Source organism: Fimbriimonas sp. LA-C6 (genome assembly GCF_055398105.1).
Genome location: NZ_AP038796.1, coordinates 2527898 through 2543405, shown reverse-complemented (window position 1 = coordinate 2543405; position 15508 = coordinate 2527898). Strand labels below are relative to the sequence as shown.

Sequence of the window (15508 nt, the reverse complement as noted above, 5' to 3'; positions counted from 1 at the left end):
GTTGGTACGCCAGACGATGGGTGGCTTGGCGATAGGGCGTGCCTTCGGCCCTCGGACCTTATTGGGGCTTTTCCTAGGCTTGGGCTTTGCTTCAGTCTGGGTTCTTACGAAGTTGCGCCGTTGGCGCTGGTGAGGGGTGGGTTGTGGTTGATGGTTGGCGGCTTGATCGATGGGTCGTGCCTTCAGCCCTTCGGGGTGATTGGGGCTCTTCCTAGGCCTACGCTTTGCTCCAGCCTAGGCTCATATGAAATCGCGCCGTTGGCGCTTAGGGGACGGATAGATTGATTGTGTTTACCGCTAGAGGTGGGCGGATGGTGGCGGGCCCTCCAGGGGGGCTGGAGGGCGGTGAGGGGTTAGTCTAGAGACGCCTTGCCTGAGATTGTGGTGGGTTGGGTTTGGTGTTGGTCGAAGATTTGGACTTCATTTTTGCCTTTTTTGAGCCAGGGGGCTGGGCAGTAGAGTCTTTTTTGGGGGCCGATTTGCCAGTAGCGGCCTAGGTTGTGGCCGTTTACCCAGAGGATGCCTTTTTTGAAGTTGCTGACATCGATGAAGGTGTCGGCGGGGGTTTCTAGGTTGAAGGTTCCTTTGAAGAAGACGCCGGGGCGGGAGGTTTCGGGGGAGGGCTGGAGGGATTGGATCCACTTGTCGGTCATGGGAATGGGGTAGAGTTCCCAGTCCATGAGGGTCATTCCGTTGAGGGTGGCTCGCTCGGTGATTCCTTTTCTGTCGATCAGGTTTTCGGCGAAGTTGATTCGGCCCATGGCTTCGACTAGGATCTCTAGGACTGGATCTTTGGTTGTGGGCTTGGGGAGATCGATGGTGGTTTTGCCTTCACGTCGGTCTAGGTAGCCCACGTATTTGCCATCGACGAACACTGTGGCGTAGTCGTGGAGTTGGGTGAGTTTGAGTTTGCCTGACTTGTGGCCGATCAACTTCGTTTTGTACAGCACGAAGCCGTAGTCTTGGCCTAGGGCCTCGAAGGTTTTAGGCTGTGGGGATTTGATGGGTTTGGGCAGGTTGTTCCAGACGGAACCGATCGGTGCCATCGTGAATTCGGGGATGGTGACGGTGGGGATCGGGGCTGGGATTTCGGGGAGGGTTTTGCCTGCGGGGAGGTAGGAGCTGATCAGCTTTCGCAGGGCTAGGTACTTGGGTGTGGCTTGGCCTTGCTCGTTGACGGGGGCGTCGTAGTCGTAGCTGGTGATGTCGGGTTCGTAGCCGTTGCCGCCTGAGTTGGCGCCTGCGGTGAAGCCGAAGTTGGTGCCTCCGTGGATGACGTACAGGTTGAAGGACTTGTGGTTGTCCAGGAGGAACTTCACTTCGCTGGAGATTCCTTCGGTGGTTTGGCGTGCCCATTGTTCGCCCCAGTGGGTGAGCCAGCCGGGGTAGGTTTCGCTGCTGAAGACAGGGACTCCGGGGTTTAGTTTCTGCGCGAGATCCCAATCGGCGAGGCTGCTACCCGAGTCGAGTCCTACTGCGCAGCCGGGGAGTGAGCCTGCTTCCAGCATGTAGTTGGTGGGGCCGTCGGCGGTGTAGAAGGGGACGTCGATTCCGTTCTTTTGCCACTCTTGGTGGAGGTGTTTGACGTAGGTGCGGTCGTTGCCGTAGCTGCCGTATTCGTTCTCCACTTGCATCATGAGCACTGGGCCGCCGTGTGTGACGAGGAGCGGTTTTACTTGCTCGGCGAGTTTTTTGACGTAGCGATCTACTGCTTTGATGTAGGTGGGGTCCATGCAGCGGAGCTTGATGTCGGGGGTTCTGAGGAGATAGGGTGGGATGCCACCGAGTTCCCATTCGCCGCAGACGTAGGGTCCGGGGCGGACGAGGACCCACATGCCTTCTTCTTGGCAGATCTTGATGAACTTGGCGATGTTGTGGTTGCCGGTTTTGAAGTCGAACTTGCCTGGCTCTTGCTCGTGGTAGTTCCAGAAGACGTAGGCGGCGATGGTGTTGCAGCCCATGGCTTTGGCCATTTGGATGCGGTGTCGCCAGTATTCGGCTGGGATTCGGGCGGGGTGCATTTCGCCGCTGATCACTTGGACGGGTTTGCCGTCGAGTAGGAAATCGGTCTTTCCTAGTTCGAACTTGTGTTGTGCTTGGGTCGTGCTGGCCGACGCGGAAGCGGCACACATGAGAAGTGCGGCTGCGATGGTTACTATGCTCTTCATGTGAATCCCCGGTTTGTATACCGTGTAAGTCTTGGATGCTACCTCTTGCGAAATGGTGCAAACCGGTATATCATTTTTAATAACCGACCATCACAGATGAATTCTTGGCGAGCCCTCGGGTAGTCTCGAAGGAGTCCGTTTCGGGCCAGCGTTGTGCCGAAGTGTTGTATTCTTCTCGGCCTTCAGCTGGCAAATTCAGGCGTTCGTGGAGCCACATGAGCCAGCAAAAAACCAAGCCCCTTAGCCGTACTCAGTTGCAGCAGTTGTATAAGCAGATGCGATTGATGCGCTTCTTTGAAGAGAAGCTCAGTCAGTTTTCGCAGGAGGGCGTGCTTCGTGGGTCGCTTCATCTTGCACGTGGTCAGGAGGCTTTGCCTGCCGGTGCTTGTGCGGCGCTGAAGAAGGACGACTACATCACGGTGACCTATCGTGGTCATGGATATGTGTTGGCGAAGGGCTGTGACATGGGTCGCGTGATTGCGGAGATCCTGGGTCGGCAAGACGGTTTGTGTAAGGGCAAGGGCGGAAAGATGCACCTTACCGACATTGAGAACGGATTGCTTGGTGCGAATGGCATTGTTGGTGGCGGTGTTCCGATTGCTGCGGGCGGGGCGCTTTCTGCGATGTTGAGTGGGACGGGCCAGGTTGCGATGACGGTTTTTGGCGATGGGACGCTGAACCAGGGCGTGACTCACGAGACGCTGAACATGGCTGGGCTATTTAAGCTGCCGATGATCTTCCTCTGCGAGAACAATCTTTACGCTGAGATGACACCGCTGGATAAGAGCACGGCTGTTACGAATTTGACGGATCGGATGGCGGCTTATGGGATTCCGGCTGTGAAGATTGACGGTAACGATGTTCTGGCCGTTTATGAAGCGGTGAGTGCGGCGGTTGCGAAGGCTCGGGCGGGTGGGGGTTCGACCTTTATTGAGGCGATGACTTACCGGACTTGCGGGCATTACCACTTGGATCCTGGGTTTGGGTATCGGACCAAGGAGGAGGTTGCTCAGTGGGAGGCCAAGAATCCGATTGATCGGTTTGAGCGGTATTTGCTGGAGCATGCGGAGGCTACGGGCGAGGACATTGAGCGGTTGACGGCTGAGGCGAAGAAGGAAGTGGAAGACGCTGCGGCGTTTGCTTTGAAGAGTCCTGAACCGACTCCTGACCAGTTGAAAGAGGACCTGTTTGTATGAAATCTCTGACCTTTACTCAGGCGCTTAACGAGGCTTTGGAGCAGGAGCTGGCTCGCGATCCTAATGTGATTTTGTTGGGTGAGGATATTGCTCACCACGGCGGGATGTTCCGTGTGACGGATGGCTTGCTTGGGAAGTTTGGTGAGAAGCGCGTGATTGACACGCCTATCTCTGAAGCGGGCTTTATTGGGATGACGCTTGGGGCTTCGATGACTGGGAAGCGGCCTGTGGCTGAGTTGATGTTTATGGACTTCGCGTTGGTGGCGATGGACCAGATTATCAATCAGGTGGCGAAGACGACTTACATGAGTGGCGGGAATGCTCATGCGCCTTTGGTGATGCGGACTCAGGGGGGCGGTTATAAGGGAGCGGCTTCTCAGCACTCGCAGATGTTGGAGGCGATGTTCTTGCATGCTCCGGGGCTGAAGATTGTGATGCCATCTAGTCCGGCGGATGCGAAGGGGCTTTTGATTGCGGCTATTCGGGATGAGAATCCTGTGCTGTTCATTGAGCACAAGCAGCTTTATGGAGTGAAAGGGGATGTGCCGGAGGGGGACGTGATGATTCCTCTTGGGAAAGCGAATGTGAGCCGGGCTGGGAAGGATCTTACGATCATCAGCTATTCGTTCTCGCACCATTTGTCTTTGCAGGCGGCGGAGAAGTTGGCTGCTGAGGGGATTGAGGCGGAAGTGATTGATGTCCGGACTTTGAACCCGCTGGACTTTGACACGATTGCGGCATCGGTTTCCAAGACTCATCGGGCGATGGTGGTTCATGAGGGGCATGCTCGGTGTGGATTTGGGGCGGATTTGGCGGCTCAGATTCAGGAGAAGCTGTTTGATGAGCTTGATTCTCCGATTCTTCGGGTTTGTGGTGACGACATTCCGGTTCCGTTCTCGAAGGTTTTGGAGGATGTGTCCTTGCCTAGCGAGGAGCGGATTGTGGCCGTTGCTCGGGAATTGATTCGATGAAGCTTGCGGGGAAGGTTGCTCTGGTTACGGGTGCTGCCCAGGGGATTGGGAAGTCGATTGTTGAGGCTTTTCTGGCTGAGGGGGCGGCGGTTGCGGCGGTGGATGTTCAGGCCGTTGCGATTGAGGGCGCTCATGGGGTGGTTTACGACCTTTCTGATACGGGCGGATTTCGCGATCTGGTGGGTGGGATTGAGTCGCAGTTGGGACCGATTGATATCTTGGTGAACTGCGCTGGGATTTGCCCTACTCGGCCGATGATGGATTGCGATGAGGCCACTTGGCGGAAGGTGTTTGACATCAACGTTCATGCGCCGTTCTTCCTGATGCAGCAGGTGGCTTGTTCGATGGTGCCTCGGAAGCGGGGTTCGATTATCAACTTGGCGAGTGTTTCGGGGTTTCTTGGGAAGTTGGAGCAGGTGGATTACGGTGCGAGCAAGGCTGCGGTGATTAGCATGACTCGGAGCGCTGCGGTTTCTCTTGGGCCTAACGGGATTCGGGTGAATGCGATTGCTCCGGGTGTGATTCAGACTCCGCTGACGTTCCAGATTGCTCAGCAGCGGTCTTTGATTCGGGGTGTGACTCCGGAGGAGACTTTGGAGCCTGTGTTGGCTGCGACGCCTTTGCGTCGGCAGGGGCAGCCGGAGGAGATTGCTCAGCTTGCGGTGTTTTTGGCGAGTGAGGATTCGAGCTACATCACGGGTCAGACCATCGTGGCAGACGGTGGTTTTCTCATGCGTTGACAGGGGTTTAGGAGAGGAACGAAATGGGTTTTAACGGTTTGTGGCATGCGAGCTTTACGGTCGCGAATATGGAGCGGTCGCTGGAGTTTTATTGCGGACTGCTTGGGTTGGAGTTGCATCACCAGCAGATTCAGAAGAACGAGTACACCTCGAAGCTGGTGGGGTATCCGGATGCGGATTTGATTGTGGCGATGCTGCGGATTCCGAACTCTTTTGTTGGGCCTTCGAATCACCATTTGGAGTTGGTGGAGTATGTTCACCCGCGCGGGGAGCCTACGGATGTTTCGACGAACCGGCCGGGGGCGCCTCATTTGGCTTTTATTACTGACGACATCTTTGCGGATTACGCTCGTTTGTCGGCTGCTGGGGTTCGGTTTAAGGCTCCCGAGCCGGTGGCGATTGAGCAGGGGGTTAACAAGGGTGGGTACACGGTGTACTTCCTTGATCCGGATGACATCACTTTGGAGATGTTGCAACCACCTGCGGGTCGGCCTTGGGGCAGTGTGAATGGCGTGGAATTGACGAAGCCTGAGTAAGGAATTGGTTTTGGCGCAAGAATTCAACCAGACGGTTTCCCTGCCTCGCACGCTTTGCCCGATTGTGGCGATTGGTGTGGGTGGGATTGTGCGTGATGCTCATTGGCCCGCTTATCAGTTGGCGGGATTCCAGGTTCATAGTGCTTTTGATCCTCACGTGGAGTCGGCTCGGCGGACGGCTGCGGCTTATGGGGTTCCTCTTGTGTTTGAGGGGCTTGATGAGTTGATCGCGGCGGCTCCTGGGGATGCAATATTTGATGTGGCGGTTCCGGCGAGTGCGATTGCTGGGATCTTGGAGAAGCTGCCTGAGGGGGCTTTTGTTTTGGTTCAGAAGCCTCTTGGGGAGGATCTGCGGCAGGCGGTTGAGATCCAGGAGATCGTGCGGCGGCGGGGGTTGCAGTTGGCGGTTAATTTCCAGCTACGGACGGCTCCTTATGCGATTGCGGCGAGGTCGATTGTTGAGGCTGGGCTGATTGGGGAGATTGCTGAGATTGATGTTCGGGTGAACGTTGCGACTCCTTGGGATCGGTGGGACTTTCTGGAGAAGGCTGCTCGGGTGGAGATTGTTTATCACAGCATCCACTATGTGGACTTCATTCGCTCGATGATGGGTGAGCCGCAGGCGGTGCAGGCACGGACGATTAAGAGTCGCAGTTGTCCGAAGTTGGATTCGACTCGGTCTTCGATCGTTTTGGATTACGGGGAGTTTGCTCGGGCGAATGTGTTTACCAACCACAACCACTCTTTTGGGACGAGGCACCAGGAGAGTTACATTCGGATTGAGGGTGAGAAGGGGTGTATTAAGTTCCAGATTGGGCTGAATATGGATTACCCGAAGGGGTCTGTGGACTACCTGGAGTACACCACTCACGAGCTTGGGGAGTGGGTGAGTGTGCCTTTGGTGGGCAGTTGGTTCCCGCATGCTTTTATTGGGCCGATGGCGCATTTGATGCGGTTGCGGGAGGACCCTGGTTTTGTGGTGCCGACCCGGCTGGAGGATGCGCTACGGACGATGGAGTTGGTGGAGTTGTGTTACCAATCGAGTGCTGAGCGTGGGTTGGCTTTTCGGCCTCAGTCGAGTTTGTAGAAGCGGTGGGCGGTGGCGCCCATGATGTCTTGTTGTTCAGTCTCGCTGGCGATTGCGAGGACTTGGTCGTAGGTTCCGGCTAGGAGACAGACGGGCCAGTCGGAGCCGAACATGAGACGTTTGGGGCCGAATGCTTCGATGGCTGTTTCGGTGTAGGGCTTGAGGTCGGCGGGTTTCCAGGTTTTCCAGTCGGCTTCGGTGACGAGGCCTGAGAACTTGCAGAAGACGTTTTCTCGCTTGGCGATCTCGCGGATTTGGGTGGCCCACGGTTCTTGTTGTTGCGCTTTGATGAATGGCTTGGCTAGGTGGTCGATGACGAAGCGGTTGTTGGGGAATTGATCGACTAGCTGGATGGCGTGGGGGAGGTGTCTGGGGAAGATGAGGATGTCGTAGGCTAGGTCGTGTTGGCCGAGGGTTGCGATGCCTTTGAGGAAGTCGGGGCGGAGCATGAACTGGTCATCTGGTTCGCTTTGGAGGACGTGGCGGATGCCTTTGAGGTGGCCGTTTTCGGTGAGCTGTTCCAGTTGGGATTCGAGGGTGGGGGATTGGAGATCGACCCAGCCGACGACTCCTTTGATGAAGGGGTTTTCTTGGGTGAGTTGGAGGAGCCAGCGAGTTTCCTCGGGGGTTTGGATGGCCTGGACTGCTATGCAACCATCGATGTGGTGTTCGGTGAGGATGGGGGCTAGGTGTTGTGGGAGGAAGTCGCGTTGGAGGATGGACATGGATTCGTCGATCCAGCCGTAGGCGTCGGTGTTGTAGGTCCAGAAGTGTTGGTGACTGTCTATTCTCACGGGAGTTCCTCTAAGCGGCAGTATAATCGTAAACAAATCACAAGTGGTAGTTGCTTTCACATTCGATAATTGAAGACAACTTTGGAGAAACGATGAAGCGATACGGGATGGTTATTGGGGTTCGTGAAGAGCAGCTCCAGCGATATAAAGAGTTGCACGCCGCCGTTTGGCCGGGCGTTTTGAAGAAGATTACGGAATGCAACATTCGGAACTACTCGATCTATTACCGAGACGGGCTGCTGTTTGCTTACTTTGAATACGTTGGGGAGGATTACGAGGCCGATATGCGGAAGATGGCTGAGGACCCGACGACTCAGGAGTGGTGGAAGGAGTGCAACCCTTGTCAGAAGCCTTTGGACACGGTTGGTGAGGGTGAGTGGTGGGGGAGTATGGAAGAGGTTTTCCATCACGACTGACCATGATGCCTATTGCTGTTTTTGCCTGTGATAGAAATGCAGTAGACTTTACCGAGTATGAGGTCCTGTGCTAGAAATTGAGACGCCTTTTGGCGGGGGAGCTTCTTTGAAGAAGGCTCCGCCTGTGGATGCGGATGGGAAGTCTGACAAGTATGCCGCGCCTGCTTTAGAGAAGGGGTTGGATATTTTGGAGCTTCTTTCTCAGAGCACGGTTCCTTTGAACCTTACTCAGATTGCGTCTCAGTTGAACCGGAGTATCTCGGAGATTCAGCGGATGGTGGGGTGCCTTTGGCAGCGCGGTTATATTGTTCGCGGCGAGCAGGCTACTTACCGGTTGAGCAGCAAGCTGTTTCGGTTGGCTACTACGCATCCTCCTTTTCGCGACTTGTTGAGTCGGGCGATGCCTCATATGGAGTGGTTTGCTTCTGAGGTTGGTCAGTCTGTTCATTTGGGGATTCTTGATCAGGATCGGCTTTTGCTTCTTGGGGAGGCGGCTGGGCATTCGTTTGCTTGCATTCGGATTCGGATGGGCGAGCATCAGTCGGCTGTGGAGACGATGTCGGGTCGGATTTTGCTGACTGGGTTGGATGCGCAGGGGCTAGATGAGTTTTTGCATCGGCAGCAGTTGACGCCTGAGGCGGAGCAGACGATCCGACAGGACATTGGGCGGATTGCGAAGGACGGTTATGACTTAGTTTATAACAGCCTTTACCGTGGGACGGTGGACCTTGGGGTTCCTGTGATTGTTCGCGACCAGGTGATTGCGGCTTTGGCGAGTTGTTGGATTGAGCGGAACGACGAGCAGGATCATTGGAAGCAGAATTTGCCAGCTTTGCAGGAAGTTGCTCGGCGGATTGCACAATCTTACGAGCCGGAAGAGTAAGCGCCTTTATAATGGGATTGAGGTCTTATGCGGCGCGCTTTTACCCTTATTGAGCTTCTGGTTGTGATTGCGATTATCGCGATCTTGGCGGCGATTCTTTTCCCTGTGTTTGCTCAGGCGAAGGAAGCGGCTAAGAAGACCGTGTGCCTTTCGAATTGCAAGCAGATTGGGCTGGCGGCTTATATGTACGTCACGGACAACGATGGGGCTTATCCTCAGGCGAAGCGGACGAGTGCTCAGCCGGACGTGGATGATGCGGATGGGTCGATCGAGGATCCTGACTTTGGAAGCGTATTTGCTATGATCTACCCGTATACGGGTGGTGGGAAGATTACGACGGACGACTTCAGCAAGCAGAAGCTGTTTGCTTGTCCGAGTTCTTCGAATCCTTTTGGGACGGATTGTAAGACTATCAATCCGGATGGGCCGCCTGTGATCAGCTACATGATCAACGCCTATTTTGTTTGGGGATTGAATGAGTCGTCGATTGATAAACCAGCAAGTACGATTTACTTTGCTGAGCGGCGGAGCGAGAAGGAGAGGGGCGCGGACCCTTATTGCGACGACATCTATCACCCCTGGTTTAACTCTATGAACCCTTCGGCTCCTGGGGATGAGATGGATGCGTTTACGGGTGCTGTGGCGACTCACCGGCACGGGGGGAATGTGGCGAACTACGTCTTCGCCGAGGGGCATGTGAAGAGCATGCCCTGGGCGAAGACGTTCTCACTTCCTTCGATTAACCTGCACGCTTTGCGGCAGGATAACTAGGGTTTTGCATTACCAGTTCATCCAGATGCGGGTGGCTGGCATGGCGCGAACTTTGTTTTCGATCCACCATTTGGCGAACTCGCTTCCCATGCTGTCGACTACTTTTTGTTTGTCGCCGTTGGAGAGTTCGATGGTGATTCCTGATCCGAACCAGGTTTTGAACGATTGTTCGATGCTGGCCAAGAGGCCACCTTCTTGGATGGTGAGGTGGGTCCTCAGGTTGCCATCCATGATGGCTTTGATGCTGAGGGGTTTGATGTATCCGGTTTGGTGGAAGGTGAGGGTTGAGACGCTTGCGATGGGCAGCGCTCCGGGGGCGAAGGCACCCCATCGGTGGCCGTCTGGCTCTGCGGCGTCGAATGCGATGGACTGCATGTAGGTGTCTGGGGAGAACTTGCTGGAGTTGTGTAGGGTTACGTTCCAGATGTAGAGGCCGCTGGAGGAGACGAAGACTTCGCCATCGGCGGTTTGGTTGCCTGCTTCGAGGTGGTAGTTCCAGCTTGACCACTTCATCCAGATTTTGACGGGGACCACGAATGAGCCGAGCATTTTGCCTTCGTGGAAGACACCGAACATCACGGGGATGGTGTGGTCTACGAGTGCGTCGTCGGTGACTCGAATTCGGACGGAGCCTGGGAGCTGGGCAGGTTTGTCGGTGTAGAGATCGACTGGGTCTGCGGTGACTCCGTTGGGGGCGTTGACCGCTTGTACGGTTAGGTTGAGCGGCACGTTGGTTTTGACGTCTAATGAGAACGCGACTTTTCCTTCTTCGTGGGGTTGGAGTTTGAGGGAAGTTGGGGAGAGGCTCGTGTTTTGTGCTGAGTACTGGGCTTTGATGACGGTGGTTTTGAGAGGAACGTGGATTTCGACGGTTCCTTCGTGGACGATGAGGGTGGCGGTTCTTCCACCTGCGTCGCCTGATTTGACGTTCAGTTCGACGAGGACCTCGTACTCTTGGCCTGAGGTGACGGAGAGGCTGGCGTTTGGCCCCACTCCGTAGTCGGTGTAGGAGCCTGGGCTGCCGTATTGGCCGTCGTGCCAGTCTTTGCGGTGGAGGCCGGTCACTTTGAACGCGGGGTCTCCGTCGATTGAGGCGGTCACTTTGGCGTTGGAGCTGGCGTAGCGGGAGTAGTCTGCATAGCCGTGCGATGCGGTACCGAGGTCGAATCCGGAATCGGTGATAAAGCTGCTTTCGATGCCGATGACGTAGGAGAAATCGGTGGATCCGGTTGCGGGTTTGAACTGTTGGATCTGCTTAAAGGGGACGGCGGTTTCCCAGTGCTGGGGTCGCAGTCCGCTGGCGAAAGCTTTTTTGGGGATTGCGCCGGATTTGCTGGCTTGTACTAGGCTAGCGAGTCCGGCGGCTTGGTGAGTTCGGATGTAGCTCCAGTCCACTTCGCCGCGCTTGCTGATTTTTACGACTTGGATGCGCTTCACCTCTTGTCGGGGTTTGGGCGCGGTTGGTGTCTTGGTCCTTCCTTGCGGGTGAAGTGCGAGGGAGGCCAGGAGCAGCGAGGCGGCGATGATGGGCATGCTTAGTTCTCCGCCTTTCGGACGGTTACGTCGTAGTTGAGGGTGCCGTGGTTGTTGGAGATGTTCTTCGCTCGGATGATGATGGTTGCGGGCTTTTTGAGTGTCAGAACGGTTTCGGTGCGGCCGGTGTCTTCGGTGACGTCTACTTTGGAGACATCGTTGGGGAGTCGTTTGCCGGTTTCATCTAGGAGGGCTAGGGTGCCGCAGACATAGGAGTCTGCGCCGGATGGACGTCTGAGGCCGAGGCTGATGGACCACTTGCCTGCTGGGAGCTTGGCTCGGTAGTAGGCGTATCCGAGGTAGTCGAAGCTGCCGCCGACTCCGTTCTCGTCGCCGACTTTAGCTTCTTGGACGGGTGAGCCGTAGCCGAAGGGGACGAAACCGGAGGAGATTGGGGTGATGGTGAGGGAATCGACTGCTTTGGAGAGGGTGCTGTTCTGGACTCGGAAGCGAACGGCTGTGTTTTTGGCGATGGTGAGGGTTCGGACTTCTCTGTGGAGTGCGTCGAACTCGTACCAGCCGAGGAAATCGTAGGTTAGAGCGGAGCTGGTGGCTCCGTTTTGTTTCATGAGTTTGACGGAGCCTTGGACGCAGTTGCTGGGTTTGTCGGCTTCATCGAGGCCTTTGGTGTCGAGGACGACTCGGTAGGTTCCTTTGGTGAGGGCGACGGTGTAGTCCTGCTTTTTCCCCTTCTCTAGGGTGATGGTTTGGGTCTTGCCGAGTTTGGTTGGGATGGCTTTGTCGGCCTGGATGTGGCCCACGAGTGCGATCGTTATGGGTAGAAGTACGTTCAGCATGCGATTATTCTCCGTGATTCCCGTGGACGCTACACCATGGTAGGTCGACAGCTTCCGTGATTTTTGGTCACTTTGGACCAATTCTACAGCTTTAAGAGTAGCTGTCTAGCGTTCTGCCAATGATTTTAGTGAAGCGTGGTTGTTAACGTTTCATCCACACCATGAGATTGAAGTTTGGTGCTATGACAAAGTCGTTGAGTTTTGGATCTTGTTCGATTTGTTGTGGGGAAGGTAGGGGTTCATCGAAGTGAATTAGTTGGAGTCCAGCTGCGAGAAAGGCTTTCATGTAGGCGCTTAGAGGGCGGTGGTAGTTGCGAATTTTGATGCCTTTCCATTCGCAGAGAACCGATGTTTCTTGGCCGTAGAACTCGACTCTTCGGGCAAGTTTCTTTCCTGATTCGTCTCGTTCCCAGAGGGGTTCGTTTGTGGCTGTTGCCATGCTGGTGACGTTGACTACGAGGAGTTTTCCACCTGGTTTGAGGACACGTGTCGCTTCGAGGATGGCTTTTTGGTAGGTGTCGATGTCGATGAGGACTAGGTAGAAGATGGCCCAATCGAAGCTTTCGGTTTCGATAGGGAGGGCTGTGGCGGAGCCTAGGAGGTAGTTGACAGGGCCACCTTTCTGTTTTGCGTGGGTTAGCAGGGCTGCGGTGGGGTCTATGGCGGTTACTTGTGCGCCTTTTGCAGCTATGGCTCTTGCGAAGCGGCCTTCTCCGCAGCCGATGTCGATCACGTCTTTACCGGTTAAGTCTCCAAGTTCTTGCCATACGAATGGATCGAGGAACCTACGGGAATAGTCGCCCGTTTCGCCGTTGCCTATCACCCATGCTTCGGCGGATTGAGACCACAATTCGATGTCGGTTAGTTCGCTCATTTGGGTTTGAGTTTACCGATAGGGACACGAACCGTTGCGGGGGTACAGGTGATCTCTAAGGTACTAAAAAGGGCCTTGTATTTACATTTTTGATTTGCTAAATTGCAGGTGAGATTGCTGGGATGACCACCTTTCCTAATTCACCAAAGATAGCAAAGGGAGCGCTAATCGGGATTGATTTATTGAATCCCCTGGCGAGCGTTGTGTTGTTTCAGTACAACCCGGAGACGGTTACTCGCACGATTAAGCCGCGGAGTGTGGAAGATGCGTCGAAGGTTGAGGCTCGACGGTTGACGGGGCCGCCTCTTGAGGAGATCAAGATGGACGTCGAGATTGACGCCACGGATCAGCTGGAGAAGGGCGACGGGATTGCTACTTCGATGGGGATCTATCCGCAACTGTCGGCGCTTGAGATGTTGGTGTATCCGAAGAGTGCGCTGACGATTGCAAACACGATTTTGTTGGCGGCTGGGACGATGGAGATTATTCCTCCGAGTGGGCCTTTCACGGTTTTGGTTTGGGGTGCGAAGCGGGTGTTGCCGGTGAAGCTGACGGACTTTAGCGTCACTGAGGATATGCACGACGTGAATCTCAACCCGATTCGAGCGAAGGTTTCGCTTGGTTTGACGGTTCTCAGCACGAACGATTTACCGATTACTGACCCTGGCTATTACATGTTCCTTGCGCATCAGGTGACGAAGGAAGCGATGGCTGTGGTTGGGAGCATGAATGGATTGGGTGACGCTCTGGGTGGAGATGTACGCCTGTTTTGATTAAGGAGAAGTTATGTTTGACCCTCAAAGTCGATATTACAGTTTGGAGACGGCGACCTATACGGAGGCCGATGGGACGGTTGTTGCTTACAAGAAGCGGCGGTTTCTACCTCAGGGTGCGGGGATCCCTGCTCTCACTTATGTGACATCGGCTCAGGGTGACCGTGTGGATTTGGTGACGGCGAAGACACTGGGGGATCCGCTCCAGTTTTGGCGCATTTGCGATGCGAACGATACGATGAATCCTCGAGAGTTGACCGAGGAGAGTGGCACTGTGATTAAGGTGCCGGTTCCACAGTTCTAGACCATTTGACGCTGAACGATCATGGGACTTCTCGGTACGTATTTCACGCTACTCATGGGGCCAACGGTGCCGTTGCCGTTGCCGCCCGACATGCTGGATGCGCTTGAGAGCGTGGAGGTGACTCATCGGGATGATGGGCTTTCGGGGTTCAAGTTGGAGTTTCGAGCGGGGCGTTCGGGGGCGATGGATCTGATGGATTTTCCGTTGCTGAGCAACCCTCAGATGCGGGTTTTGAATCGGGTGATGATGATCGTGACGCTGTCGGGGATCCCGCGGGTTTTGTTTGACGGCGTGATTGTGAATTTGCAGTTGGAGCCGGGGGATGCTGGGAAGCCTTCGAAGCTGAATGTGGTGGGAGAGGACGTGAGTGTGATGATGGATATGGAGGAAGTGTCCAAGTCTTTCCCTGCTCAGCCGCCGACGGTGATTACGCTTGGGATCATTGCTCAGTACGCGCAGTATGGACTTGTTCCGATGGTGATTCCTTCGCCTGCGGACATTCCTCCTAACCCTATTGAGCGGGTGCCTCAGCAGCGGGAGACGGATTTGCAATATCTGTATAAGTTGGCGAAGGCGAGTAACTATGTGTTTTATATCAAGCCGGGTCCGGTGCCTGGGATGAACACGGCTTACTTTGGGCCGTCGGCTCGGATTGGGATTCCTCAGGCTGCTTTGACTGCGAACATGGGTTCGATGAGCAATGTGTCGAGCATCAAGTTTCAGAACGATGCGTTGCAGGCGGTGAGCGTCCATGGGGATGTGCAGGACAAGAGCACCAATCAGTCGGTGCCTGTTCAGAACCCTCCTTCGGTGACGGTGCCCTTGGCTGCTCAGCCTCCTCAGGTGGGGCAGTCGGCGATGCGTCGGAAGCTTTTGAAGAACACGGCGGGGATGACGGCTTCGGAGGCGTTTGCGGCTGCGCAGGCTCAGGCGGGGAGCACGCAGGATTCGGTGAGTGCCGAGGGGGAACTTGACACTTTGGAGTACGGGAACATTCTGGAGGCCCGTGGATTGGTGGGGCTGCGTGGGGTGGGGTTTACGTATAACGGCCTTTATTACGTGCAGAGTGTTACGCACTTTATCCATCGCGGGAGTTACAAGCAGAAGTTTAAGTTGAAGCGAGATGGCACGGGTTCGACTGTGCCGGCGGTGATCCCCTCATGAGTCAGTATTTCGGGAAGTATCGGGGCAAGGTTGTGAACAACATCGACCCGTTGATGTTGGGTCGGGTGCAGGTGAGTGTGCCTTCGGTGACGGGTGACGACCAGTTGGGTTGGGCGATGCCTTGTGTTCCTTATGCGGGTTCGGGGGTTGGGCTGTTCTTGGTTCCTCCGGTGGGGGCGAATGTATGGGTGGAGTTTGAGGAAGGGAACATTGATCACCCTATTCTGGCCGGGTGTTTTTGGGGGGATGGTGAGATGCCTGCGAGTCCGGCTTTGCCGACCACGATGATTCTGAAGACGGACTGCATCTCGATCAAATTGGACAATTTGCAGGGGGCTGGGGGGTTGACGATTGATGTTCAGCCGCCTGCGGTGACGACTCCTTTGACGCTGGTGATGGACTCTTCGGGGATCACGTTGACGAACTCTTCGGCGAAGGTTGCGCTGACACCTGCGAGTGTTTCCATTAACGACGGCGCGCTGGAGGTCATCTGATGCCGGG

At 55.3% G+C, this 15508-nt stretch carries 17 protein-coding genes; 12 read left to right on the top strand and 5 right to left on the bottom strand.

The window, feature by feature from the left end:
* Positions 1-353: 353 nt before the first annotated feature.
* Positions 354-2168 (bottom strand): glycoside hydrolase family 35 protein, encoded by a 1815-nt coding sequence (locus ACZ51B_RS11800; RefSeq protein ID WP_464293528.1) that lies wholly within the window; start codon positions 2166-2168, stop codon positions 354-356.
* A gap of 215 nt (positions 2169-2383) precedes the next feature.
* Here ACZ51B_RS11800 and ACZ51B_RS11795 point away from each other — a divergent pair, with 215 nt between their 5' ends.
* The 5 genes from ACZ51B_RS11795 to ACZ51B_RS11775 are packed head-to-tail and all read left to right on the top strand — an operon-like array spanning position 2384 to position 6698.
* A complete protein-coding gene (locus ACZ51B_RS11795) occupies positions 2384-3364 on the top strand; it encodes a thiamine pyrophosphate-dependent dehydrogenase E1 component subunit alpha (RefSeq protein WP_464293527.1) in 981 nt (326 codons plus the stop codon).
* Positions 3361-4335 carry an alpha-ketoacid dehydrogenase subunit beta gene (locus tag ACZ51B_RS11790; protein ID WP_464293526.1) on the top strand — a complete coding sequence of 325 codons (975 nt, stop codon included), beginning with the start codon at positions 3361-3363 and terminating at the stop codon, positions 4333-4335. Before ACZ51B_RS11795 ends, ACZ51B_RS11790 begins: the two co-directional genes overlap by 4 nt.
* The gene (locus ACZ51B_RS11785; protein WP_464293525.1) at positions 4332-5075 is read left to right on the top strand and encodes an SDR family NAD(P)-dependent oxidoreductase; all 744 of its coding nucleotides are present in this window, start codon (positions 4332-4334) and stop codon (positions 5073-5075) included. The genes ACZ51B_RS11790 and ACZ51B_RS11785 overlap by 4 nt, the downstream gene beginning before the upstream one ends.
* Before the next feature lie 23 nt (positions 5076-5098).
* Entirely contained in the window at positions 5099-5611 is a 513-nt protein-coding gene (locus tag ACZ51B_RS11780; protein ID WP_464293524.1) for a VOC family protein, read from the top strand.
* A 10-nt stretch (positions 5612-5621) separates the two neighbouring features.
* Positions 5622-6698 (top strand): Gfo/Idh/MocA family protein, encoded by a 1077-nt coding sequence (locus ACZ51B_RS11775; protein WP_464293523.1) that lies wholly within the window; start codon positions 5622-5624, stop codon positions 6696-6698.
* Here ACZ51B_RS11775 and ACZ51B_RS11770 read toward each other — a convergent pair.
* Positions 6683-7492, bottom strand: coding sequence for an amidohydrolase family protein (locus tag ACZ51B_RS11770; protein ID WP_464293522.1), 810 nt, complete (start codon positions 7490-7492; stop codon positions 6683-6685). The genes ACZ51B_RS11775 and ACZ51B_RS11770 overlap by 16 nt on opposite strands.
* A gap of 92 nt (positions 7493-7584) precedes the next feature.
* On the opposite strand from ACZ51B_RS11770, the gene ACZ51B_RS11765 reads away from it, so the two are divergent.
* The 3 genes from ACZ51B_RS11765 (at position 7585) to ACZ51B_RS11755 (ending at position 9562) form a co-directional block, all read left to right on the top strand.
* Positions 7585-7908, top strand: a complete 324-nt coding sequence (locus tag ACZ51B_RS11765; RefSeq protein ID WP_464293521.1) for an L-rhamnose mutarotase — start codon at positions 7585-7587, stop codon at positions 7906-7908.
* Between the two features lie 67 nt (positions 7909-7975).
* Positions 7976-8791 carry an IclR family transcriptional regulator gene (locus tag ACZ51B_RS11760; RefSeq protein ID WP_464293520.1) on the top strand — a complete coding sequence of 272 codons (816 nt, stop codon included), beginning with the start codon at positions 7976-7978 and terminating at the stop codon, positions 8789-8791.
* A 27-nt stretch (positions 8792-8818) separates the two neighbouring features.
* Positions 8819-9562, top strand: coding sequence for a prepilin-type N-terminal cleavage/methylation domain-containing protein (locus ACZ51B_RS11755; RefSeq protein ID WP_464293519.1), 744 nt, complete (start codon positions 8819-8821; stop codon positions 9560-9562).
* A gap of 9 nt (positions 9563-9571) precedes the next feature.
* On the opposite strand, the gene ACZ51B_RS11750 is transcribed toward ACZ51B_RS11755, so the two are convergent.
* The 3 genes from ACZ51B_RS11750 to ACZ51B_RS11740 all read right to left on the bottom strand — a co-directional run bounded on the left by ACZ51B_RS11750 (position 9572) and on the right by ACZ51B_RS11740 (position 12766).
* Positions 9572-11095, bottom strand: coding sequence for a hypothetical protein (locus ACZ51B_RS11750; RefSeq protein ID WP_464293518.1), 1524 nt, complete (start codon positions 11093-11095; stop codon positions 9572-9574).
* Positions 11096-11097: 2 nt separating this feature from the next.
* Positions 11098-11892, bottom strand: a complete 795-nt coding sequence (locus ACZ51B_RS11745; protein ID WP_464293517.1) for a hypothetical protein — start codon at positions 11890-11892, stop codon at positions 11098-11100.
* A 142-nt stretch (positions 11893-12034) separates the two neighbouring features.
* Positions 12035-12766: a class I SAM-dependent methyltransferase gene (locus ACZ51B_RS11740; protein ID WP_464293516.1), complete on the bottom strand. Its 732-nt coding sequence runs from the start codon at positions 12764-12766 to the stop codon at positions 12035-12037.
* Between the two features lie 182 nt (positions 12767-12948).
* Between ACZ51B_RS11740 and ACZ51B_RS11735 the strand changes: the two genes are divergently transcribed.
* Genes ACZ51B_RS11735 through ACZ51B_RS11720 form a run of 4 tightly spaced genes read left to right on the top strand, consistent with a single transcriptional unit; the run spans position 12949 to position 15501 of the window.
* The gene (locus ACZ51B_RS11735) at positions 12949-13539 is read left to right on the top strand and encodes a hypothetical protein (protein WP_464293515.1); all 591 of its coding nucleotides are present in this window, start codon (positions 12949-12951) and stop codon (positions 13537-13539) included.
* Positions 13540-13552: 13 nt separating this feature from the next.
* The gene (locus ACZ51B_RS11730) at positions 13553-13843 is read left to right on the top strand and encodes a hypothetical protein (RefSeq protein ID WP_464293514.1); all 291 of its coding nucleotides are present in this window, start codon (positions 13553-13555) and stop codon (positions 13841-13843) included.
* A gap of 21 nt (positions 13844-13864) precedes the next feature.
* Positions 13865-15007, top strand: coding sequence for a hypothetical protein (locus tag ACZ51B_RS11725; RefSeq protein WP_464293513.1), 1143 nt, complete (start codon positions 13865-13867; stop codon positions 15005-15007).
* The gene (locus ACZ51B_RS11720; protein ID WP_464293512.1) at positions 15004-15501 is read left to right on the top strand and encodes a phage baseplate assembly protein V; all 498 of its coding nucleotides are present in this window, start codon (positions 15004-15006) and stop codon (positions 15499-15501) included. The genes ACZ51B_RS11725 and ACZ51B_RS11720 overlap by 4 nt, the downstream gene beginning before the upstream one ends.
* Positions 15502-15508 lie beyond the last annotated feature (7 nt).